The organism is Micromonospora sp. USAFONa4 (assembly GCF_057197825.1).
In genome coordinates this window covers 1,860,190-1,882,050 of sequence record NZ_CM170072.1, presented here as the reverse complement: position 1 = coordinate 1,882,050, position 21,861 = coordinate 1,860,190, and the positions used below count along the sequence as shown (strand labels likewise).

20 protein-coding genes are annotated in these 21,861 nt (G+C 74.7%); 16 read left to right on the top strand and 4 right to left on the bottom strand.

Annotated elements, in window-relative coordinates:
- Window positions 1-103 precede the first annotated feature (103 nt).
- Together AC0OO9_RS07800 and AC0OO9_RS07795 are read left to right on the top strand one after the other, a co-directional pair.
- On the top strand, window positions 104-739 hold the full coding sequence (locus tag AC0OO9_RS07800; protein WP_484516618.1) for an SRPBCC family protein: 636 nt from the start codon (window positions 104-106) through the stop codon (window positions 737-739).
- Entirely contained in the window at window positions 736-1,908 is a 1,173-nt protein-coding gene (locus AC0OO9_RS07795; RefSeq protein WP_484516616.1) for a zinc-dependent alcohol dehydrogenase, read from the top strand. Before AC0OO9_RS07800 ends, AC0OO9_RS07795 begins: the two co-directional genes overlap by 4 nt.
- 57 nt (window positions 1,909-1,965) lie before the next feature.
- On the opposite strand, the gene AC0OO9_RS07790 is transcribed toward AC0OO9_RS07795, so the two are convergent.
- Window positions 1,966-3,213: a cytochrome P450 gene (locus AC0OO9_RS07790; protein ID WP_484516615.1), complete on the bottom strand. Its 1,248-nt coding sequence runs from the start codon at window positions 3,211-3,213 to the stop codon at window positions 1,966-1,968.
- Between the two features lie 308 nt (window positions 3,214-3,521).
- On the opposite strand from AC0OO9_RS07790, the gene AC0OO9_RS07785 reads away from it, so the two are divergent.
- From AC0OO9_RS07785 to AC0OO9_RS07775, 3 genes are all read left to right on the top strand, one after another.
- Window positions 3,522-3,914 carry a hypothetical protein gene (locus AC0OO9_RS07785; RefSeq protein ID WP_484516613.1) on the top strand — a complete coding sequence of 131 codons (393 nt, stop codon included), beginning with the start codon at window positions 3,522-3,524 and terminating at the stop codon, window positions 3,912-3,914.
- 419 nt (window positions 3,915-4,333) lie between these two features.
- A complete protein-coding gene (locus AC0OO9_RS07780) occupies window positions 4,334-6,232 on the top strand; it encodes a hypothetical protein (RefSeq protein WP_484516611.1) in 1,899 nt (632 codons plus the stop codon).
- A 274-nt stretch (window positions 6,233-6,506) separates the two neighbouring features.
- Complete coding sequence (locus AC0OO9_RS07775; protein ID WP_484516609.1) at window positions 6,507-7,877, top strand: cellulase family glycosylhydrolase; 1,371 nt, start codon at window positions 6,507-6,509, stop codon at window positions 7,875-7,877.
- A gap of 70 nt (window positions 7,878-7,947) precedes the next feature.
- Here the strand turns inward: AC0OO9_RS07775 and AC0OO9_RS07770 are convergent, their stop codons facing one another.
- Window positions 7,948-8,166 (bottom strand): DUF397 domain-containing protein, encoded by a 219-nt coding sequence (locus tag AC0OO9_RS07770; protein WP_151452795.1) that lies wholly within the window; start codon window positions 8,164-8,166, stop codon window positions 7,948-7,950.
- 70 nt (window positions 8,167-8,236) lie between these two features.
- On the opposite strand from AC0OO9_RS07770, the gene pepN reads away from it, so the two are divergent.
- The 10 genes from pepN to AC0OO9_RS07720 all read left to right on the top strand — a co-directional run bounded on the left by pepN (window position 8,237) and on the right by AC0OO9_RS07720 (window position 19,392).
- Window positions 8,237-10,753: an aminopeptidase N gene (gene pepN / locus AC0OO9_RS07765; RefSeq protein ID WP_484516607.1), complete on the top strand. Its 2,517-nt coding sequence runs from the start codon at window positions 8,237-8,239 to the stop codon at window positions 10,751-10,753.
- Window positions 10,754-10,869: 116 nt separating this feature from the next.
- A complete protein-coding gene (gene nadD, locus AC0OO9_RS07760) occupies window positions 10,870-11,466 on the top strand; it encodes a nicotinate-nucleotide adenylyltransferase (RefSeq protein WP_357577631.1) in 597 nt (198 codons plus the stop codon).
- A gap of 110 nt (window positions 11,467-11,576) precedes the next feature.
- Complete coding sequence (gene rsfS, locus AC0OO9_RS07755) at window positions 11,577-11,987, top strand: ribosome silencing factor (RefSeq protein ID WP_132240430.1); 411 nt, start codon at window positions 11,577-11,579, stop codon at window positions 11,985-11,987.
- A complete protein-coding gene (locus tag AC0OO9_RS07750) occupies window positions 11,984-12,610 on the top strand; it encodes a histidine phosphatase family protein (protein WP_484516604.1) in 627 nt (208 codons plus the stop codon). The genes rsfS and AC0OO9_RS07750 overlap by 4 nt, the downstream gene beginning before the upstream one ends.
- A 39-nt stretch (window positions 12,611-12,649) precedes the next feature.
- Window positions 12,650-13,510 carry a DegV family protein gene (locus AC0OO9_RS07745; protein WP_484516603.1) on the top strand — a complete coding sequence of 287 codons (861 nt, stop codon included), beginning with the start codon at window positions 12,650-12,652 and terminating at the stop codon, window positions 13,508-13,510.
- A gap of 75 nt (window positions 13,511-13,585) precedes the next feature.
- The gene (locus tag AC0OO9_RS07740; RefSeq protein ID WP_484516601.1) at window positions 13,586-14,155 is read left to right on the top strand and encodes a DinB family protein; all 570 of its coding nucleotides are present in this window, start codon (window positions 13,586-13,588) and stop codon (window positions 14,153-14,155) included.
- Between the two features lie 319 nt (window positions 14,156-14,474).
- The gene (locus AC0OO9_RS07735; protein ID WP_484517882.1) at window positions 14,475-15,263 is read left to right on the top strand and encodes a ComEA family DNA-binding protein; all 789 of its coding nucleotides are present in this window, start codon (window positions 14,475-14,477) and stop codon (window positions 15,261-15,263) included.
- A gap of 158 nt (window positions 15,264-15,421) precedes the next feature.
- Window positions 15,422-17,770, top strand: coding sequence for a ComEC/Rec2 family competence protein (locus AC0OO9_RS07730; protein ID WP_484517881.1), 2,349 nt, complete (start codon window positions 15,422-15,424; stop codon window positions 17,768-17,770).
- Between the two features lie 123 nt (window positions 17,771-17,893).
- Entirely contained in the window at window positions 17,894-18,874 is a 981-nt protein-coding gene (gene holA, locus AC0OO9_RS07725; RefSeq protein ID WP_484516599.1) for a DNA polymerase III subunit delta, read from the top strand.
- The gene (locus tag AC0OO9_RS07720; RefSeq protein WP_484516597.1) at window positions 18,871-19,392 is read left to right on the top strand and encodes a hypothetical protein; all 522 of its coding nucleotides are present in this window, start codon (window positions 18,871-18,873) and stop codon (window positions 19,390-19,392) included. Before holA ends, AC0OO9_RS07720 begins: the two co-directional genes overlap by 4 nt.
- Before the next feature lie 297 nt (window positions 19,393-19,689).
- On the opposite strand, the gene rpsT is transcribed toward AC0OO9_RS07720, so the two are convergent.
- Window positions 19,690-19,956: a 30S ribosomal protein S20 gene (gene rpsT, locus AC0OO9_RS07715; RefSeq protein WP_132240425.1), complete on the bottom strand. Its 267-nt coding sequence runs from the start codon at window positions 19,954-19,956 to the stop codon at window positions 19,690-19,692.
- 197 nt (window positions 19,957-20,153) lie between these two features.
- Window positions 20,154-21,140 carry a phosphotransferase family protein gene (locus AC0OO9_RS07710; protein WP_484516594.1) on the bottom strand — a complete coding sequence of 329 codons (987 nt, stop codon included), beginning with the start codon at window positions 21,138-21,140 and terminating at the stop codon, window positions 20,154-20,156.
- A gap of 118 nt (window positions 21,141-21,258) precedes the next feature.
- On the opposite strand from AC0OO9_RS07710, the gene AC0OO9_RS07705 reads away from it, so the two are divergent.
- A complete protein-coding gene (locus tag AC0OO9_RS07705; RefSeq protein WP_311413783.1) occupies window positions 21,259-21,795 on the top strand; it encodes a DUF4240 domain-containing protein in 537 nt (178 codons plus the stop codon).
- Window positions 21,796-21,861 lie beyond the last annotated feature (66 nt).

Genomic DNA, 21,861 nt, shown 5'->3' with positions numbered 1-21,861 from the left:
TTATCGACCGGGCAAACCGGCGCGTCGTTTCGGTCGGGCGGTCCCGGGTAGCGCAACTGGTGCGGGGTGGTCGATCCCCGGGCACCCGGGTGGAGGAGACGAGATGACCAGCAACGGAACGAGGTGGGCGCTGCTCGGCGCCACCACCGTGACCGTGGTCGGCGTCGGCAGGGCGGTGGCCCGTCGACGACGCCGGCACCAGCCCGAGCGCCGCGACGGCTGGTACGTGGTGCGACGCGGGGTGACGATCGACAGGCCGGCGGCGGCGGTCATCGGCTTCTGGACCGACCGGGAGCGGATGGACCGGGCCCTGGCCGGGTGGGCGACCCTGGAGCGGCTCGACGACGACCGGTGGCGCTGCGTGGCGCGGGATCCGGCCGGCGGGGGCACCGAGTGGCGGGCGGAGATCACCGTCGAGGGACCCGGGCGGCTGCGCTGGCGGGTCACCGACGGGCCGGAGCAGGAGGGCACGGTCCACCTGACGCCGGCGCCCCGGGACCGGGGCACGGAGGTCCGCGCCGAGCTGCGGTGGCGCTCCGGGCCGCTGCGCCGGGCGCTCGGACTCCTCGGCGGCGACGACCCGGACCAGGCCCTGCGGGACGCGCTGCGCCGGGTGAAGGCGCTGGTGGAGTGCGGCCAGGTCATCGACACCCGGCGGGACCCGTCCGGGCGCGGCCCGGCCCAGGAGAAGGCGACCGACAAGGTGCGGGAGAGGCTGCGGACGGGAGGGCGGGCATGAGGGCGCTCTGCTGGGAAGGCGGCGGCAAGCTGGCCGTACGCGACGTGCCGGAGCCGCGGATCCGCGCCGAGGGCGACATCATCGTCAAGGTCGGCGCCAGCAGCGTGTGCGGCTCCGACCTGCACCTGATCAACGGCTTCCTGCCGGCGATGCGGGAGGGCGACGTCCTCGGCCACGAGTTCATGGGCGAGGTCGTGGAGACCGGCCCCGGCGTACGGCGGCTGCGCGTCGGCGACCGCGTCGTGGTCGGCTCGGTGGTGGCCTGCGGCGGCTGCTGGTACTGCCGCACCGAGCAGTACTCGCTCTGCGACAACTCCAACCCGCAGCCGGTCTTCACCGAGAAGCTCTGGGGCCACTCGCCGGCCGGCATCCTCGGCTACTCGCACGCCGCCGGTGGCTACTCCGGCAGCCACGCCGAGTACGTCCGGGTGCCCTTCGGCGACATCGGGGCGTTCCAGGTGCCCGACGGGGTGCCCGACGACTCGGTGGTGTTCGCCTCCGACGCCATGCCCACCGGCTGGATGGCCGCCGACTTCTGCGCGCTGAAGGGCGGCGAGGTGGTTGCGGTCTGGGGCGCCGGCGGGGTCGGCCAGATGGCGGCCCGGTCCGCCCAGCTCCTCGGCGCCGAGCGGGTGATCGTGATCGACCGGCTGCCGGAGCGGCTCGCCACCGCCGCCGACCGGCTCGGCGTGGAGACGGTCAACTACGCCGAGACCGACGTGCTGGAGGCGCTGCGGGAGATGACCGCCGGCCGGGGGCCGGACGCGTGCATCGAGGCCGTCGGCATGGAGTCGCACGACGTCGGGCCGGTGTACGCGTACGACAGGGCGAAGCAGACGGCCCGGCTGCAGACCGACCGCCCCACGTCGGTCCGACAGGCGATCATGGCCTGCCGCAAGGGCGGCACGGTGAGCATCGTCGGTGTCTACGCCGGCCTGGTGGACAAGTTCCCGCTCGGCGCGGCGATGAACAAGGCGCTGGTGCTGCGGATGGGGCAGATGCACGCCCAGCGCTACATCCCGATGCTGCTGGACCGGATCGCGGCCGGCGAGATCGATCCCGGTTACCTGGCCACCCACCCGATGTCGCTGGAGCAGGGCGCGCGGGGCTACGAGATGTTCGAGAAGAAGGAGGACGGCTGCCTGCGCACCGTCCTGCACCCGGCCTGAGCGCGATCGCGACCGCACCGCCCCGGGGCCGTCGAGGTCCCCGGGGCGGTGTCGGGTTCAGGCCGTGCGGCGGACGTTGGTGACCAGGAGCCCGCTCGGCGGCAACGCCGGCATCCGGTGCAGGCTCAACGCCAGGTCCTGCGGTGGCACGTCGTACCGCATCGTCGTGGTCAGGTTCGTCACCGCCCGCTTCATCAGCTCGATCGTGATCCACTCCCCGGCGCAGCGGTGACCGGTCAGGTGCTCGCCGCCGCCCTGCGGCACGAGGGCGAACGGGTCGCCCCGCCAACCGGTGAAGCGCTCCGGCCGGAACCGCTCCGGTTCCGGCCAGAGCGCCGGGTGGTGGTTGGTGCCGTACAGGTCGAGCAGCACCCGCCGGCCGCGCGGGAAGTGGTAGCCCCGCCAGTCGAACGAGCGCCGGACCCGGGCGGCGGCCACGGGGAAGATGGGGTAGTAGCGGCGTACCTCCTGCACGAAGCTCTCGGCGGCCTCGTCGCTCTCCCGGACCCGTTCCCGCCAGGCCGGGTGGTCGTGCAGGGCCAGCGCGGCGAAGACGATGAAGCGGTCGACGGCGACCGTGGGCCGTAGCACGTTGAGCAGCTCGACGGCCGCGATCCGGCGGGGGAGCAGCCGCCCGTGGGCGTCGCGGTGCTCGGCGAACACCCGCAGCGCGCTGCCCTCGGGGGCGGGGAGCGTGCCGGCGCGCTGCCGGTCGACGAGCTGGCCGATCCAGCGCTCGCCCCGGCGGCGGCCCCACAGGCCACGCCAGTGCTGGGGGCCGAGCGCCGCCGGCCCTTCGATCATCGCGTGCAGCTCGGCGGTACGCCGGTCCACCTCGGAGTTCGCGAGCGGCACGCCGGCCCAGGCGCAGACCGCGCGGGTCAGCATCCGGCCGACCTCGTCGTAGAGCACCACCGGCCCGCCCGACTCCCAGGACGGGACGCGGGCCCGCCACTCGTCGTCGAAGAGCTGCGCGAGCTGCCGGACCGCGGCCGGCGTCATGATCGACATGAACATGGCCTTGCGGTCGGCGTGGTCCGCCCCGTCGAGGCCCTGCACACCGCCACGGCCGGTGAGGGTGCGCTGCGCCCGCTTCGGCATGGCGCCCGCCCGGACGAAGCGCCCGGTGTCGTAGAAGAGCTCCGCCGCCGCCCGGCCGCGCAGGCAGATGGTGGGCTCCAGCAACAGCCGGGCCTGGAAGATGTCGGTGCCGTGGCGGTCGCAGCGTCGGCCGACGAAGCGGTAGCCGTCGCGCAGGAACGCCACCGAGCTGTCCGGGCTGCGCTCCGTCGGGATGGTCGCCATCGGGCCTCCTGACCGAAGGTGGCGGCCGTTGCCGGCCGGGTCCTGTCCGTGCCTCTGCGTCTACCCGGGCCGGCGTTCCTGAACCCCGCCGCCGGGTCGGCCGCGGCGTGGGGCGGGCGGCGGGTGGTGCCGCGGAGGGGCCAGCGGACGACGCGTCTGCTGGCCCCTCCCAGGAACGCGGCGAGCTGGTTGTCTCGGGGGAGCGGTCCGCGCCGGTCCGCCGCCGGCACGACCCGGCGGTGGCCGGGACGGAACGCGGGCGGTCCACCGCAGGACGAGGACGCCCACGATCGCCACGGGGAGGACACATGCGTGACAACAGGCCGGCGTACTGGCGGCAACGGCAGGCGCGGGAGGCGCTCGGCGCGGCAGGGGAGGTCGCCGGCACGTCGTTGATCGCGCCGCCCCGCCGCTCGGCCCGGCCCGGCCGGTTCTTCACGGTGCACCTCGGCTTCACCGCCGCCGACCTGGCATCGGCCCGGGAGCTGGCCGTCGGGTACGCGGAGGCGCTGAGTCTGCTGCGACCCGAGGTGGCCCTGGGCGCGTCGGCGCTGTCGCCGGCCGAGGCGTGGCAGCAGGCCGAACGGTTGTTCTGCGGCGCGTCCGGCCCGGACGGCGAGCGCTGCGCCGACGTCGCCGGCCATCCCGGCTTCCATCACGCTCCGGGGCCGGGCGGACTCGGCTGGGGCGACGGCGACTAGCCCGCCATTCGAGACCACCGATGCGGCAGTCGCGCGTGCGGGCGATGGGAAAGGTCGGCACGTGCGCGCGGCTGTCGGATATCCGTCGCGGACGTGAATCCGCGAGCGGACGATCGCATTTGTCGTCATCGAAAAGCGGCCGTGTCGGGAATCCCGCCAGCAGCTCATTCCAAAGCGGCGACAGCCCTGCTGAGGAATTGATCTCAGAATCCGCGCCGGAGCAACCTTGCCATCGACCGCCCGTTTTGTGGGCATTTAGTGGGCGAATCCGCGTCGCCCGTGATGCCGAAAGGTCGGCCCCGATCACCAATGCCGGAAGTACCTCGTTTGTTCACCGAGGCAACCGCGCCAGGTGATCGGGAGGTTGACTCCCCACCAGGCGGAAAACGACCGCTCCTGCGAGTTCGGGGGAATCGCACATGCACGTGATGCTGGCCTGGTTCGCCGACGACAATCTGTCGGAGAGCGCCCGGCGCGCCGCGAGACATCGCTTTGAAACGGCCGTCGCCGACGTGGTGCCCGACAGTTTCGTACGCCACGAATTCGGCGCCGACGACTGGGGCGTGACCGTCCTGCACCGCAGCGACCAGGGTGCCTACCGGTGGCCGGCCGTCGACACCGTCGGGCCGGTCACCGCCGTGTCGCTCGGGCTGCCCGTGGGTGTCGACGTGACGGGCGGCCCGGCGGCGCTGGCCGGGCGCCTGCTGGCGGGCGGGGAGGTGCACCGTGAGGTGGTGCCACCGTTCGGCCTGCTGGCCCTCGACGCGGCCGGAAACTTCGCCCTGCAACAGGACTGGATCGGCATGTGCCGGGTCTTCACGGGCCGTTCGGCCGGCCTGACGGCCTTCTGCACCCGGCCCGGCCTGCTGGCCGCGTTCCTGCACGGCGACCTGCGGCCCGACCTGGACGGCTGGGCGTCGTACACCCTCTGCGGGCACTTCGGCGGCGACAGCTCCCCGGTGCGGGGCGCCCGACTGCTCCGCCCCGGCGAGCGGGTGACCGGCCGCCGGCGCGACGGCGGCGGATGGCAGCTCACCACCACCACGAAGTACGCGACCGACGACGTGGTGCGGGACGGGCTGGCGGCGCAGGGCCGACCGGTGACCGAGCTGCTGGACCGCGCCGCCGACGCCATCACGACCACCGCCGCCAGCATCCACGGCCTCTACGACGAGGACATCACCCTCGGGCTGTCCGGCGGGAAGGACTCCCGGCTCATCGCCGCGTCGCTGATCGCGGCCGGCCGGACCCCCAGGTTCCTGACCAACGAGGACACCCGCGCCGAGGGCGAGGTCGCCCGCGAACTCGTGCGGATCCTGCGCGACAAGCGGGGACTGCACCCCGAGCACACACTCCGGCTCGCCGGGGCGCGGGCCAACGTGCTCGGGACCGGCCTGCACGAGCGGGCCCGGCGACTGCAACGACTGACCGATCACCAGTTCCCCTCCAGCTACCTGGTGCGCCCCGCCGGCCCCGGGCGCCTGGTCGACCAGGCCGGCCCGGCGACCTTCACCGGTGCCGCCGGCGAACTCGCCACCGAATACTGGTATCCCCCGACGGACGACGACGGCGGGCCGTCCCCGCAGGAGACCGCCCTGGCCCGGCTGCTGAACGCCGTGCCGACGGGCGTGGCCGACGCGGCCGTGGTCACCGCGGAGCAGGAGAGGATCCGCGGCCTGCTCGACCACGGCAGCGGGCTCGGCCTGCACGACCTGCGCCTGGTCGACTACATCTACCTGGTGGAGCGGGTCCGCCGCTGGTACACCTCCGCCTACGCGATCGGGATGGTCACCCCGTTCCTGTCGCCCGGCTTCGTCGCGGCCACCTTCGCGTTGACTCCCGGGCAGAAGCGCGAGCGGCTGATGCACACCGGGCTGATCGCCCGCCTGGTGCCCGAGTGGGCGCAGGTCCCGTTCGTCAGCGTCTCCACCGGCCCGTCCACCGCCACCCGGGTGTGGGAGGGCGACGGCCTCCAGGCAATGGCCGAACTGCTGGACACCGCGCACGGCCCGCTGACCGGTCTCGTCCGGCGGCCCGCCGTGGAGAAGGCGCTCCGCACCGCCGCCCGGGGCGGCCGACCCGACCAGCGGACGCTGCAACAGTTCACCTGGCTGGCGCTCGCCTCCGAGCAGCTCGAACCGGGCACCACCCGGCCCGCCACCGGCGCCGCGTACGTCCGGATCACCGCGCCCCCGCAGCAACGCCAGCCGGCCGGCGGCGCGGTCGCCCGACTGCGCTGGGTCAAACGGACCCGGCTCGGTGGCCGGCTTTGGTCGGCGGTGGCCAAGCGGGTGCGGCCACGGCGACCGAGCCGGTGAGCGGGCCCGCCACCTGACCGACCGCCGGCACGGGGCCGGGCACACGGAGCGCCCGGCCCCGCACCGCCGCCCGCCTGGGGAACAGTCGGCCCATCGACGATGTCCTATTGCGGAGCCTGCGTGACCACGAGTAGCTTGGCACCGTTGCAGAGCCGAGCCGGCCTCGCACCCGTACGTCGCACTCGTCACGAGCGCGCCGCGCACCGCCATCCGCGTGCGCCTGGGCAGGCGTGCCTGTGCCCCGATCCGTCGGGGCCTCACCCTGAGGTAGGCCATGAAGAGAAGACTTCTCTCGGTCGGCGCTGCGTTGCTCGCCGTCGCCGCGTCCGTGCTGGTGTTCGTCAAACCGGCGGACGCGGCCGTGGGACTGCACGTCGAGGGGCGCCACATCGTCGAGGCGAACGGCCAGCCGTTCGTCATGCGGGGCGTCAACCACCCCCACGTCTGGTACACGGGCGAGACCGACTCGTTCGCCGACGTCAAGGCGCTCGGCGCCAACACCGTCCGGGTGGTGCTGGGCAGCGGCAAGCGCTGGGGTCTGTCCACCGACGTCGCCGACGTGATCTCACTGTGCAAGCAGAACCGGCTGATCTGCGTACTGGAGGTCCACGACACCACCGGCTACGGCGAGGAGGGCGCCGCCGCGTCGCTCGACGAGGCGGTCGACTACTGGACCAGCCAGAAGAGCGCGCTCGTCGGCCAGGAGAACTACGTCGTCATCAACATCGGCAACGAGCCGATCGGCAACGTCAACGCCGGCCAGTGGACCGCCGCGACCACCGCCGCGATCACGAAGATGCGGGCCAACGGCTTCGAGCACCTGCTCATGGTCGACGGGCCGAACTGGGGCCAGGACTGGCAGTACGTCATGCGGGACAACGCGCAGGCGATCCTGGACGCCGACAGCCGGCACAACACCGTGCTCTCCATCCACATGTACGCGGTGTTCAACACGGCCGCGGCCATCACCAACTACCTCGACCGGTTCGAGGACAACGGCTGGCCGCTGGTCATCGGCGAGTTCGGCTGGCGGTTCAACGCCAACGAGGTCGACCACGAGACGATCCTGGCCGAGTCGCAGGCCCGTGGCCTGGGCTACCTCGGCTGGTCCTGGAGCGGCAACACCGACCCCATCCTGGACATGGCCACCAGCTTCGATCCCACGCGGCTGACGACCTGGGGCGAGCGGATCTTCAACGGCGCCAACGGCATCAGGGCCACCGCCAGGGAGGCCACGATCTTCGGCGGTGGGCCGAGTCCCACCGCGACGGTGACGCCCACGGTCAGTCCGACGGTCTCGCCGACCCCGACGGACCCGCCCACCCCCACCCCGACCAGCGGTGTCAGGTCCTGCACCGCCGCCTACCGGATCGTGGGCCAGTGGCCGGGCGGCTTCCAGGGCGAGATCCGGATCACCGCCGGGAGCGCGGCGATCAGCGGCTGGACCGTGACGTGGGCCCTCGCCTCCGGCCAGGCCGTCAACCAGGCCTGGAACGCGACGGTCACCACCAGCGGATCCGCGGCCAGCGCGCGCAACGTGAGCTACAACGGCAGCCTCGGCCCGGGTGCCGACACGGTCATCGGCTTCCTCGGCTCGTGGAGCGGCACCAACCCCGTTCCGCCGCTGACCTGCACCGCCACCTGACGGCCGAGCGGGCGGGCCGGGCGCGGTCAGCCCGGCCCGCCCGCTCGGGCAGGCAGCGGTCAGCCCGCCCTCAGTCCAGGTCGAACTCGCCGTCCTGGGCGCCGGCGACGAAGGCGTCCCACTCGGCCTGGGTGAAGACCAGGACCGGGCCCTCCGGCTCAGCGGAGTTGCGCATACCGATCAGGTCGTCGACGAAGGCGACCTCGACGGCGCTCTCGGAGGTGTCGCCCTCGGCCCGCTGCCAGACCGCCCGGGAGAGGTCGAAGTCACCCTTGGGGTGCGAAGCCATCGTTCAGTCCTCCAGTGCCAGGGGGTCATGAGGGAAACACGCACGGTTCCCCATCGGGCAGGATAAGCGGATGCCGAGCCTGACCCGTGTAGAGGCGACCGCGCGTGGCGCGGCGATCACCGTCGAGTCCTATCAGGTGGACCTCGACCTGACCGGCGACGGCGAGCGGTTCCGCTCCGACGTCACCATCCGCTTCCGGGCGACCCCCGGCGCGGAGACCTTCGTCGAGGTCCAACCCGCGAAACTGCTGGCGGTACGACTCAACGACCGCGACGTCGACCCGGCCGCGCTTGCCGACAACCGGCTGCCGCTGACCGGGCTGGCCGAGGCCAACACGCTCACCGTCGCCGCCGAGATGGCGTACTCGAACACCGGGGAGGGGATGCACCGCTTCGTCGACCCCGCCGACGGTGAGACCTACCTCTACGCGATGTCCTTCCTGGACAACGCGCAGCGCATCTTCGCCGCCTTCGACCAGCCCGACCTGAAGGCCCCGGTCACCATGTCGGTCACCGCCCCGCCGGAGTGGACCGTCGCGGCCAACGGCCAGCTCGCCGCCACGCCGCGCCCCGGGCGCTGGGAGTTCGCCCCGACGGCGCCGCTGGCCACGTACTTCGTCTCGCTGATCGCCGGCCCCTGGCACGTCCGGCGCGGCGAGCACGACGGTGTCCCGCTCGGCGTCTACTGCCGGCGCTCCCTGGCGGCGCACCTGGACGCCGACGCCGAGGAGATCCTCACGGTCACCGGGCAGTGCCTCGACCGGTTCCACCAGCTCTTCGCCGAGCGCTACCCGTTCGGCAAGTACGACCAGGCGTTCGTGCCGGAGTTCAACGCCGGCGCGATGGAGAACCCGGGGCTGGTCACCTTCCGCGACGACTACGTCTTCCGCTCCGCGGTCACCGACACCGAGCGGGAGCAGCGCGCCACCACCATCGCCCACGAGATGGCGCACATGTGGTTCGGCGACCTGGTCACCATGCGCTGGTGGGACGACCTGTGGCTGAACGAGTCCTTCGCGGAGTACCTCGGCACCCGGGTGACCGCCGAGGCGACCCGTTTCGACCAGGCCTGGACGACCTTCGCCCTGCGGCGCAAGGCCTGGGGCTACGCGGCCGACCAGCGCCCCTCCACCCATCCCGTGGCGCCCGAGGAGGTCGCCGACGCCGCCGAGGGCCTGCTCAACTTCGACGGCATCTCGTACGCCAAGGGCGCCAGCGTGCTGCGGCAACTGGTCGCCTGGCTCGGCGACGACGCCTTCCTCGCCGGCCTCAACGCCCACTTCGCGAAGCACCGGTTCGGCAACGCCACCCTGACCGACCTGCTCGGCAGCCTCGCCGCAGCCGCCGGGCGGGACCTGTCCGGCTGGGCGCGACGCTGGCTGCGGTCGGCGCAGGTCGACACGCTGCGCGCCGAGGTCAGCGTCGACGCGGACGGCCGCTACCGCCAGGTGGCGATCCGGCAGAGCGCCCCCGACTCGCACCCGGTGCTGCGCCCGCACCGCATCGGCGTCGGCCGGTACGCCGCCGACGGGACGGTCGTCCGGACGGAGGTCGACCTCGACCCGGACGCCGACGGCGGCCGTACGGTGCTGACCGGGCTGGTCGGCGAGCCGGCGGCCCGGCTGCTGCTGCCCAACGACGGCGACCTGACCTTCGCCAAGATCCGGCTCGACCCCGCGTCGGCGGACGCCGTACCGCTGGTGCTGCCCGGCCTGGCCGATCCGCTGGCCCGGGCGCTGCTCTGGGGCGAGGCGCTGGACGCCGCCACCGACGGGGAGCGTCCGGTCGCCGGCCTGGTGGCCCTGATCTCCGCCGCTCTCCCCGCCGAGACCGAGGTGATCATCGCCGAGGACGTGCTCGCGCTCAGCCGCTCGCTGGTCGACCGCTACCTCGACCCGCCCGCCCGCGAGGCCACCCTGGCGCAGGTCGCCGCCGCCTGTTGGAAACTGCTCGCCGGCGCCCCGGCGGGCGGCTCGCTCCAGCTCGCGGCGGCTCGGGGCTGGATCGCCGCCAGCACCGACGCCGACCGGCTGGCCGGCTGGATCGACGGCCGGGACGTCCCGCCGGGGCTCGCGGTCGACGCCGAGCTGCGCTGGGCGCTGCTGCTGCGGCTGGTGGTGCTCGGCGCGGCCGGCGCGGCGGAGATCGCCGCCGAGGCCGCGGCCGACCCGAGCGCCGCCGGTGCCGAGCGGGCCGCCCGCTGCCGCGCGGCGCTGCCCGATCCGGCCGCCAAGCGGGCCGCGTGGGAAATCGTCGTGTCGAACACCGAGCTGTCGAACCGCATCGTCGAGGCGACCGCGGAGGGGTTCTGGCAGCCGGAGCAGGCCGAGCTGACCGCCGGCTACGTGGCGCGCTACTTCGCCGACATGCCGGCCGCCGCGCGGGCGCGTACGCCCTGGGTGGCCGACCACGTCGCGAGACTGGCCTTCCCCCGGCACGCCGTGGCGCAGCCCACCCGGGAGGCGGCCGCGGCACTGCTGGCCCGCGACGACGTCACCCCCGGCCTGCGCCGCGTGGTGACCGACGCCGACGACGACCTGCGCCGCGCCCTGGTCGCCCGGACTGCGGTCGCCGCGGCGGCGGCCTGACGGCCGACGGGGCGGCCGCCGCCCGCCACCCGCGAGGGCGCCGAGGCCGGGTCGCCGGACGGGACGGTCCGGCGGCCCCCCGGGGTCGCCGGTTCCGCCCGGCCTAGGATCGCGGGGTGGAGGAAGACATCCGGCGGGTCGGGATCATGGGCGGCACCTTCGACCCGATCCACCACGGGCACCTCGTCGCGGCCAGCGAGGTGGCGGACCGGTTCGGGCTGGACGAGGTGGTCTTCGTCCCCACCGGCCAGCCGTGGCAGAAGGCGGACGAGCCGGTCAGCCCGGCGGAGGACCGCTACCTGATGACGGTCATCGCCACCGCCTCCAACCCGCGCTTCCAGGTCAGCCGGGTGGACATCGACCGGGGCGGGCCCACCTACACCGTCGACACCCTGCGTGACCTGCACGCCGAGTACGGCCCGAAGGTGCAGCTGTTCTTCATCACCGGGGCGGACGCGCTGGAGCGGATCCTCTCCTGGAAGGACCTGGACGAGATCTTCGAGCTGGCCCACTTCATCGGGGTGACCCGGCCGGGCTTCGAGTTGACCGCCGCGCACCTGCCGGCCGACACCGTGAGCCTGGTGCAGGTCCCGGCCATGGCCATCTCGTCCACGGACTGCCGGGCCAGGGTCGCCCGAGGGGAGCCGGTCTGGTATCTGGTGCCGGACGGTGTGGTGCAGTACATCGCCAAGCGGCGCCTCTATCAGCAATGATTCGGCCCGTTATGGGGCGGTTCGGGCGGGTAACGCGCCAGAACTGACGAGTCGGGATTCCACCGGGTGTGAGACGCTTGGAGCATCGCACGGTTGATCGAAGGAGAACGGTGACAATTTCCGAACGCGCCCACGAGTTGGCCATCGCCGCCGCCCAGGCCGCGGCCGACAAGAAGGCGCAGGACATCGTCATCATCGACGTGGGCGACCAGCTCGCCATCACCGACGCGTTCCTGCTCGCCGCGGCTCCCAACGAGCGTCAGGTGCTCGCCATCGTCGATGCCATCGAGGAGCGGCTGCTGGAGCTGCCGGAGAAGGCCAAGCCGATCCGGCGCGAGGGCGAGCGGGGCGGCCGGTGGGTGCTGCTCGACTACGTCGACATCGTGGTGCACGTCCAGCACACCGAGGAGCGCGAGTTCTATGCCCTCGACCGGCTCTGGAAGGACTGCCCGACGATCCCGTTCGTCGACCGCGACCTCGTCGACGCCGAGTCCGGCACCGGCTCCACCACCGCGGAATGACCCGCCTGATCATCTGGCGGCACGGCAACACCGACTGGAACGCCGCCAGCCGGGTCCAGGGGCAGACCGACGTACCGCTCAACGACCTCGGCCGCGAGCAGGCCCGCACCGCGGCGCCCCTGCTGGCCGGGCTGCGGCCCGACGCCATCGTGGCCAGCGACCTGAGCCGCGCGGCGGACACCGCCGCCGCGCTGGCCGCGCTGACCGGGCTGCCGGTGCGCACCGACCCACGGCTGCGGGAGCGCCACTTCGGTTCCTGGCAGGGGCTCGCCCTCACCGAGGCCGCCGAGCGCCACCCCGCCGAGTTCGCCCGCTGGCGCGCCGGCGACCCGGACCCGGGCGCCGGCATCGAGACCCTGGACGACCTCGGCAAGCGGATGGGCGCGGCCCTGTCCGACGCCGCCGACGCCGTGCCCGGCGGCACCGTGGTGGTCGCCACCCACGGCGGCGCGGCCCGGCAGGGCTGCGGCCACCTGCTCGGCTGGGAGCACGCCGTCCTGCGCACCATCGGTTCGCTGCAGAACTGCCACTGGACCGAGCTGCGCCACGACGCCACCCGGGGCTGGCACCTGCGCGCCCACAACGTCGGCCTGATCACCGTCCCGGCCACCGAGGCCGTCTGACCCGGGCGTTCCCCGACGACATCGGCTAGCGTGCCGGGCATGCCCGTCGCGGTCGTCACCGACTCCACCGCCTACCTCCCGCCCGAGCTGCTGCGCGTGCACCGGCTGACGGTGGTGCCGCTGGCCGTCGTGCTCAACGGCGCCGAAGGGCTGGAGGGGGTGGAGACCACCCCCGCCGACGCCACCCGGGCGCTCGGCGGCCGGCGCGTCTCGGTGAGCACCTCCCGCCCCGCGCCGGAGCAGTTCGCCCAGACATACCGGGAGCTGTTCGACGCGGGCGCCGACGGGATCGTCTCGGTGCACCTGTCGGCCGAGCTCTCCGGCACGGTGGAGGCCGCCCGGCTGGCCGCCGCTGGGTTCGACGACCGGGTCGCCGTGGTCGACAGCCGCTCGACCGGCATGGGCCTCGGCTTCCCCACCGTCGTCGCCGCCACGGCCGCCGAGCGGGGCGGGGACCTGTCGGCGGTACGCGACGCCGCCGTCGACGCCATCGCCCGTACCAGCATCTGGTTCTACGTCGACACGCTGGAGTTCCTCCGCCGGGGCGGCCGGATCGGCGTCGCCGAGGCGCTGCTCGGCACCGCCCTGTCGGTCAAGCCGATCATGCACATGCCGGACGGCGCGATCGTCCTCAGGGACAAGGTGCGTACGGCCAGCCGGGGCGTGGCGCGGCTGGCCGATTTGGCCGTCGAGGCCGCCGGGGACGCCGAGGTGGACCTGGCCGTGCACCACCTCGCCGCGCCGCAGCGGGCGGAGGCGCTGCTGGAGGCGCTGACGGCCCGGCTGGGTGACCGCCTGCACGACACGTACGTCTCGGAGGCCGGCGCCGTCGTCGCCGCGCACGCCGGGCCCGGCCTGGCCTGCGTGGTCGTGCACCGCCGCCCGCCGGTCAGCGGCTGAGGCGTCCTGTCGACCGTGATCGCTGTCGATCACGCGGGGCAGCGCCGGCACCCGCCCGGATGCCATCGTGACCCGATGAAGGACGACCTGCACAGTTACCTCAAGGGCGGCCGTGACGCCCTGCTGTGGAAGCTCGACGGCCTCAGCGAGTACGACGCCCGGCGCCCGCTGACCCCGACCGCGACCAACCTGCTCGGCCTGGTGAAGCACGCGGCGGCCATGGAGATCCTCTACTTCGGCGTCGTGTTCGGCCGGCCGTTCGCGCAGGAGCTGCCGTACGTCGGCGACGGCGCGGAGGCCAATGCCGACATGTGGGCGACCGCGGACGAGAGTCGCGAAGAGATCGTCGCGTCGTACCGTCGCGCCAGCTCCCACGCCGACACCACCATCGAAGCCCTCGCGCTCGACGACGTCGGCCGGGTGCCGTGGTGGGGCGATGCCACGGTCACGCTGCACCGCGTCCTGGTCCACGTCGTCGCGGAGACACAACGGCACGCCGGCCACGCGGACATCGTGCGCGAGCTGGTCGACGGCGCGGCCGGGCTGCTACCCGGTAACGACAACCTGCCACCCGCTGACGAGCCGTGGTGGCGGGACCACCGCCAGCGGGTGGAGCAGGCTGCCCTCGACGCCAGCAACCGCTGAGCTGCCGTTCTTCGCCGCCCTAGCACATCACCCGCATGATCAGGCGGTTGTCCACAGGCGGTGCCGTCATCCACAGCCGTACCCCGGCCGAGCGCGCGCCCCGGGCTCGCGGACCTAGCTTCGCGTCGTGTCAGAAGACGAGGAGACGGTGGTCCGGGAACGACTGCGCCAGCTGGTGGCGGACTGGCCGTCGAGCGCCGCACCGGCGTACCCCGGCGGGTCCGCCGATCCCCTGGACCGGACCGGCGAACCCGTCGGGCCGTTCGAAGACCGTCAGGGGTCCGCCGGGCTGTCCGGCGATCATCGGAGGCTCGCCGGGCTGTCCGTCGACAGTCCGGGCTCGGTCGGGGTGCCGGAGCCGGTCGTGGCGCTGCCGCCCCGCACAGCGGCATTGCCGGCCGGCGCGGCGGCGCCGCCGGAGCCCGACCCGCCGACCCGGGCCGTCGAGGCCGGCGTGGCGTCCCGGTTGCCGGGGCCCGGGGCGTTCGACCCCGGCCGGCGGGGAGTGCGGGCGCTGGCCGCCGTCGCCGTACTGGTGGTGCTCGGGGCCGGCTTCTGGGCCTGGCGGTCCCGGCCGCAGACCGAGCCGGTCCGCCCGGTCGCCACCGCCGAGGCATCCGATGCGACGGTGACCGGACTCGCGGAACCGGCCGCCACGTCGGCCGGCGAGCTGGTGGTCGCGGTCGCCGGCAAGGTACGCCGTCCCGGGCTGGTCCGGGTGCCGGCCGGCGCGCGGGTCGCCGACGCCGTGGAGGCGGCCGGTGGGGCGCTGCCGGGGGTGGACGTGGCCCTGCTCAACCCCGCCCGCAAGGTCACCGACGGGGAACTGATCCTGGTCGGCGTCACGGCACCGCCGGGCGCGGCACCCCCGCCCGGTGCGGCTCCCGGCGGTGCGCCCGGAGCGCCCGGCGCGGGCGGCCGGCTCAACCTGAACACCGCGACGCTCGCGCAGCTCGACGCGCTGCCGGGCGTCGGGCCGGTGCTCGCCCAGCGCATCCTCACCCACCGTGACCAGCAGGGCGGCTTCCGCTCGGTCGGCGACCTGCGCCAGGTCGACGGCATCGGCGACGCCCGCTACGAGCAGCTCAAGGACCTGGTGACGGTGTGACGGCGGGCGGCGCACTGGGCTCGCCCGGCTCCGGCCCCGGCTCCGGCCCCGGCTTCGGCCCCGGCTTCGGCCCGGGCCCCGGCTCCGGCCCCGGCCCTGGCTCGTCCGGCCCCGGGACGTCCGGCGCCGATGCCGGAGGCGAGCGGGGCGCGGCGGCCATCGACCTGCGGCTGGCCGGACTGGCGGTGGCCACCTGGCTCGCCGCGCTGGCCGGGCTGCACCTGACCGTCGGCGGGACCATCCTGCTGGCGGCGGTGGCAGCCGGGGCGGCCGGGCTGGGCGGGCTGCACCTGGTCGGCGTCCTCGGGCGGCCCGCCGACCCCGTCCGGCGGTACGGCTGGATCGCCGTGGCCGTGCTGCTCGGCGTGGTCTGCGGCGCGACGGCCACCGCCGCGCGGCTGTCCGTCCGCGACTCCGGTCCCGTCCGCGCCCTGGTGGAGGAGCGGGCGGTCGTCACCGCCGAACTGGTCGTCCGCGACGACCCACGCCCCGTACGCGGCGTTGCCGGGCGCCCGGCCACCCTGCTCGTGCCGGCCGAGCTGACCTGGTTCACCGGGCCGGACGGACGGCGGGTCGCGACGCCGGCCCGCGTGCTGGTCCTCGCCACCGATCCCGCCTGGCGGGGGCTGCTGCCCGGTCAGCGGTTGACCGCCGAAGGGCGGCTCGCCGCCCCGCGCGGCGGCGACCTGACCGCAGCGGTGCTGAGCGCGGCCGGACCGCCGGTGCCGCACGGGGCCGCCCCGTCGCCGCAGCGCGCCGCCGGATCGTTGCGGGCCGGCCTGCAACGCGCCTGCCTGCCGCTCCCCGACGAGCAGGGCGGCCTGCTGCCCGGCCTGGTGGTCGGCGACACGAGCCGGCTGCCGCCCACCGTCGAGGAGGACTTCCTCGCCACCGGCATGACCCACCTGAACGCGGTCTCCGGTTCCAACGTGGCCATCGTCGTCGGGGCGGTGCTGCTGCTGGCGCGGTGGGCGCGGGCCGGGCCGTGGCTGGCCGCCGGGCTCTGCGGGTTGGCGCTGGTGGGCTTCGTCATCCTGGTCCGTCCCTCGCCGAGCGTGGTACGCGCCGCCACCATGGGCGCCATCGGGCTGGCGGCGTTGGCGGCCGGGCGCCCCCGGGCGGCGCTGCCCGCCCTCTCCGCAGGGGTGGCCGTGCTGGTGCTGGTCGACCCGGAGCTGGCCGGCGACGCCGGCTTCGCGCTCTCCGTGCTGGCCACCGGGGGCCTGCTGCTGCTCGCCCCGAGGTGGCGCGACGGGCTGCGTCGGCGCGGGGTGCCGGCCGGGCTCGCCGAGGCGTTGGCCGTGCCGGCGGCCGCGCAGCTCGCCTGCGCCCCGGTGGTGGCCGGGATCTCGGGCACGGTGAGCCTGGTCGCCGTGCCGGCGAACCTGCTGGCGGTGCCGGCCATCGCGCCCGCCACGGTGCTCGGGGTGCTGGCGGCGGCGGTGTCGCCCGTCTGGCCGGCCGGGGCGGAGTTCGTCGCGTGGCTGGCCAGCTGGCCGGCCTGGTGGCTGGTCATGGTGGCGCGGTACGGCGCGCGGCTGCCGGCGGGCACGCTGCCGTGGCCGGGCGGGGTGCCGGGGGCCCTGCTGCTGGCCGGGCTGACCGTCGCGCTGCTGGTGGCCACCCGGCACCCGGTCGTCCGCCGGCTGGTGGCGGTGGTCGTCGTCGCCGTCGTGGCCGGCACGCTGCCCGTACGGCTGGCCGCCCCCGGCTGGCCCCCGGCGGGCTGGGTGGTCGCCGCCTGCGCGGTCGGCCAGGGCGACACCGTCGTGCTGCCGGTGGCGGCCGGCCGGGCGGTGGTGGTCGACGCCGGGCCGGACCCGGGGGCGGCGGACGGCTGCCTGCGTCGGCTGGGCGTACGGGAGGTCGCACTGCTGGTGGTCAGCCACTTCCACGTCGACCACACCGGCGGCGTCGCGGGCGTGTTCCGGGGTCGACCGGTGGGCGCCGTGCTCACCCCGCAGTGGTCCGAGCCCGCCGCCGGGCGGGAGCTGGTCCTCGCCGAGGCCGCGGCGCACTCAGTCGACGTGGTGGCGGGCGCGGCCGGGTGGCGGTACCGGGAGGGTGGCGTGGAGTTCACCGTCATCGGCCCGCCCCGCCCGTTGCGCGGCACCCGGTCGGATCCCAACAACAACTCGCTGATGCTGCTCGCCACCGTCTCCGGCGTACGGATCCTGCTCGCCGGGGACGCCGAGACCGAGGAGCAGCGGGCGCTGCTGGACGGCACCTCGCCGGGCGGCCTGCGGGCCGAGGTGCTGAAGGTCGCGCACCACGGGTCGGCCTACCAGGACCCGGCCTTCCTGGACGCGGTGCGTCCCGTGGTGGCCCTGGTGCCCGTGGGGACGGGCAACACCTACGGGCATCCCAACCCGGCGGTGCTCGGGCGGCTGGCCCGGGGCGGGGCGCGGGTGCTGCGTACCGACACGGAGGGGGACGTGGCGGCGGTGCTCGGCCGGGCCGGCCTGGGGGTGGCGACACGAGGCACGCCGCCGGGCCGGCAACGGTAGGAATCGACGCCGATTATTGGCTTTAGCGGTGCACTGAGGTAAATGTCTGGATTTGCGCTGAGTGCGGGCTCCGCAACCGGAGTGCCGACGAGCAGACTGGATCCGGCCGCCGGCCGTGCGAATATGGGCGGCGTGACCGCCGCCAGCTTCGCTCCTATTCTGCTCGTCCTCGGCGACGAGGAGCTGCTCGCCACGCGCGCGGTCACCGAAGCCGTCGCGAAGGCCCGCAGCGTCGACCCCGACGTGGACGTCCGCGAATACCAGGCCGGTGCCCTCGTCGTCGGCGAGATCGCCGAGATGCTCAGCCCGTCCCTCTTCGGCGGGCGACGGGTGCTGGTGCTGCGCGCCGGCCAGGACGCCCGCAAGGACCTGGTGGCGGCCCTGCTGGCGTACGCGAAGAATCCCGACCCGGACGTGCAGCTGATCGTGCTGCACCTCGGCGGGGCCAAGGGCAAGGCGTTCGCCGACGGGCTGAAGGCGGCCGGGGCGACGGTGGTGCCGGCGGCCAAGCTCAAGGGGCACCGCGACCGGGTGGCCTTCGTCCGGGACGAGATCCGCCGGGCCGGCGGGAAGTGCACCGACGACGCGGCCGAGACGCTCATCACGGCGGTCGGCAACGACATGCGCGAGCTGGCCGCCGCCTGCTCCCAGCTGATGGCCGACACCGACGGCCGCATCGGCGCCGACACGGTCTCCCGCTACTACCGGGGGCGGGTCGAGGTGACCGGCTTCACCGTCGCCGACGCCGCCATGGTGGGCGACGTGCCGGCGGCGCTGGAGGCGCTGCGCTGGGCGCTGCACGTGGGAGTCGACCCGGTGCCGATCGCCGACGCGATCGCCGACGGCGTACGCACCGTGGCCCGGGTGGCCGCCGCCGGCCGGGGCGACCCCTTCCAGTTGGCGAGCAGCCTCGGCATGCCGGCGTGGAAGATCAGGTCCGCTCAGCAGCGGGCCCGTGGCTGGACGCCCGAGGGACTGGTCGAGGCGATGCGGGCGGCGGCCGAGTGCAACGCGGCCGTCAAGGGCGGCTCGGACGACCGCGCGTACGCGCTGGAGCGGGCCGTGTTCTCGGTCGCCGCCGCCCGGCAGGGTGGCGCCCGGTGAGCGGAGCACCCCGCGGCTCGTGGGCCACGATCCCCGCCGACGAGGAGCGGTACCGTCCGCTCTACGCGCGCCTGCTCCGGCTGCGCTTCGTCAACCCGGGCGGGGTGCTCTGCTTCCTCTTCTTCGAGGGCGCCGTCGCGCTCGCCGCGCTGCTCGCCCTCGCCGAGCTGGTCACCTGGTGGTCGGTGCTCGTCCTGCCCGCCACGGTGGCCGCGATGGTGAAGCTCAACGACATGGTGGCCGCGATGGTGGTCCGCACCGCCGCCCTCGTGCCCGAGCAGGAACGGGACCGTTTCCGCCAGCAGATGGAGCCGGTGGTCGGGCGGGCCAGGGTCGACTGGGTCGCACACACCGTGCCGGGCGTCGTCGTCACGGCGTCGCCGGTGCCGCACACCGCGCGGGCCGTACGCGACCGGCAGGCGTACCTGGACGCGCGGCACGGCACGGGGGAGCGCGACGGTGGCCGCGCGGACGCCGAGTTCGGCCCGCAGCGCGCCCACCCCGACCCGCTGGGCTGACGATCCGCCACAGGTCACGGTGACCCGACGACCGACCCGCCGGCGACCGATCGGTGCCTGGCAGGCCGTGGCCCACCCGGTGTCGCCCCGCTTGAGATCTTGGAAGGAAACGGCCCCGGTGAGGGCCCGTTCCCGCCAAGATCTGCTGTGCGACCGACGGCGAGCCACGAAGAGCCGCAGCGAACGACGCCAGGGCACGGCGGACGACGGGGCGTCCGCAGCACAGCGTGTGAAACGCAGACAGCCGGAAGCCCCGGGTCGTGCCCGGGGCTTCCGGTCAGGTCTGAGGTCGCCTCGTCAGGCGGAGAGCGACACCACGCGCCGGGCGATCGCGGACTTGCGGTTCGCGGCCTGGTTCGAGTGGATCACGCCCTTGCTGACCGCCTTGTCCAGCTTGCGCGAGGCGTCCCGCATGAGGATGGTGGCCTTCTCGACGTCACCGGCCTCAGCAGCCTCGTTGAACTTCCGGACGGCGGTCTTCAGCGACGACTTGACCGACTTGTTACGCAGCCGGCGCTTCTCGTTCTGCCGGTTGCGCTTGATCTGGGACTTGATGTTCGCCACGCGACAGCCTCGTCTTGATAGCTCGGGTTGGTCTGCATTCCGCGCGCGACGAGCATGCGTCATCGCTGCGCGAAGAGCCAGGTTACCAGGTCGCCCGGGACGAGCCAAAACGGCTCGGTCCCCGCCCTGGTGGCGCCGCGGGCATGCCACCAGGGCGAGCGGTCGTAGGCATGCCACAACGGCGGCGAGCGGTCCGGTCAGGTCCAGCCCTGCCGGCGGGCGAGCCAGCCGAGTGACTGCTCGCCGCTCCACCGCTGGTGCGCCGGAAGGTGCGGCGACGCGGTACCGGGCGCCGAGGCGGCGGTGGTGAGGAAGTAGCCGGAGAGGGCGGCGAGGCTGGCGTCGAGCGCGTCGGGAGGCGCGTCCGCCGATGCCGGGTGCCGGGCGAAGAGCGCGTCGGCGTCCAGGCCGTCGGCGTACGCGGTGAGCAGCAGGGTCACCAGGTCGAACCAGGGCGGCCCCTGGCAGAGCCACGTCCAGTCGCAGAACCAGGCCCGCCCCGCCCCGTCGATCAGCACGTTGTCCAGCCGCAGGTCGCCGTGGATCAGGCCGGTCGCGCCGGCGGCGTACGCGGGGAGGCGGGACTCCAGCGCGACCAGCTCGGGCAGGCGGTCCCGCAGCGGCGCGGGCAGCGGCGGTGCCGGCTCCCGGCCGGCGGCCACCTCGCCCCACCAGAGGATGTCGTCGCGGGCCAGGTCGGCGAGGTGGGGCAGCCCGAGTTCGCGCAGACCGGCCGGCGCACCGGCCAGCGCGGCGGCGACGTCGGCGTACCCGGTCAGGGTCGCGGTCAGCTCGGCGGGGTCCCAGGGCAGCCGGGGCGTGTGCCCGTCGACGGCGTCCAGGCAGAGCGCGAACCATCCGGCCTCGTGCAGCGTCCACCGGGGGCGGGGCGCCGGCAGTCCGGCCGGGAGCCGGTCGAGGACCGCGGCCTCCCGGGCGTACCAGTCGACCAGTCGCGGTTGCTCGGCGGTGGCCGCGGCCTTGACGAAGGCCCGGCCCCCGGCGGCGGTGCGGAGCACGGCGGCGAAGCCGCGGGTGAAGCCGGCGCCGGCGACCCGGGCCGCGACCACGGGCGCGCCGAGGCGGTCGCCGATGGCGGTACGCAGCGCCGCCGGCAGTGCCGCCCACTCCGGCCGGCGGGCGGTCGCGTGGTACGGCACGGGCGGCGGGGACGTCGGGGTCACGCCACCATGCTGCCGGGTGGCGGGTCGGCCCGCACCGCCACGGCGCCCGCCGGCCGCGACCCGCCGTGCCTGCCGTGGCGGGGCGGGGGCGGCGCGCGGTCTGCCAGACTGCCAGGCCATGAGGACCGACGACTTCTGGCAGTTGATCGACCGGGCCCGGGCCGGCGGCGGGGGAGAGCCGCACGCGGTCGCCGCGCGGGCCGTCGCCCTGCTCGCCGAGCGCGACCCGGAGGACATCGTCGGGTACGCCCGCCACCAGGCGCGGGTGCTGTCCGCCTCGCACAAGGTCGACCTCTGGGGTGCCGCCTACCTGATCAACGGTGGTGTGTCCGACGAGGGCTTCCACCACTTCCGGGGCTGGCTGATGACCCAGGGGCGCGAGGTGTTCGCACGTGCCGTCGCCGACCCGGACTCGCTGGCCGGGCTGTCCCAGGTCAGAGCGGCCTCGCTCAGCGGTGAGGAGTTCTCGGCCGCCGAGATGCTGGCGGCGCCGTGGGACGCGTACCGCCGGGTCACGGCCGCCGAGCTGCCGGCGGACCCGGAGCCGGCACCGGTGCCCGACCTCAACGACTTCTGGGACTTCGACGACGAGGAGGAGGCGAAGCGGCGGCTGCCCAGGCTCGCCGCCCTCTTCGTCGAGCCCCCCGCCGAGTGACCCCGCTCGCGGGGTGGTCCCGGCGGCGGGGATCGCCCGCGCAGCGGACGCGCGGCGGCGACGTGG

Coding starts and splice junctions, on each gene's coding strand:
- AC0OO9_RS07800 (WP_484516618.1), top strand. CDS start 104: ATGACCAGCAACGGAACGAGGTGGGCGCTGCTCGGCGCCACCACCGTG.
- AC0OO9_RS07795 (WP_484516616.1), top strand. CDS start 736: ATGAGGGCGCTCTGCTGGGAAGGCGGCGGCAAGCTGGCCGTACGCGAC.
- AC0OO9_RS07790 (WP_484516615.1), bottom strand. CDS start 3,213: ATGGCGACCATCCCGACGGAGCGCAGCCCGGACAGCTCGGTGGCGTTC.
- AC0OO9_RS07785 (WP_484516613.1), top strand. CDS start 3,522: ATGCGTGACAACAGGCCGGCGTACTGGCGGCAACGGCAGGCGCGGGAG.
- AC0OO9_RS07780 (WP_484516611.1), top strand. CDS start 4,334: ATGCACGTGATGCTGGCCTGGTTCGCCGACGACAATCTGTCGGAGAGC.
- AC0OO9_RS07775 (WP_484516609.1), top strand. CDS start 6,507: ATGAAGAGAAGACTTCTCTCGGTCGGCGCTGCGTTGCTCGCCGTCGCC.
- AC0OO9_RS07770 (WP_151452795.1), bottom strand. CDS start 8,166: ATGGCTTCGCACCCCAAGGGTGACTTCGACCTCTCCCGGGCGGTCTGG.
- pepN (WP_484516607.1), top strand. CDS start 8,237: ATGCCGAGCCTGACCCGTGTAGAGGCGACCGCGCGTGGCGCGGCGATC.
- AC0OO9_RS07750 (WP_484516604.1), top strand. CDS start 11,984: ATGACCCGCCTGATCATCTGGCGGCACGGCAACACCGACTGGAACGCC.
- AC0OO9_RS07745 (WP_484516603.1), top strand. CDS start 12,650: ATGCCCGTCGCGGTCGTCACCGACTCCACCGCCTACCTCCCGCCCGAG.
- AC0OO9_RS07740 (WP_484516601.1), top strand. CDS start 13,586: ATGAAGGACGACCTGCACAGTTACCTCAAGGGCGGCCGTGACGCCCTG.
- holA (WP_484516599.1), top strand. CDS start 17,894: ATGGGCGGCGTGACCGCCGCCAGCTTCGCTCCTATTCTGCTCGTCCTC.
- AC0OO9_RS07705 (WP_311413783.1), top strand. CDS start 21,259: ATGAGGACCGACGACTTCTGGCAGTTGATCGACCGGGCCCGGGCCGGC.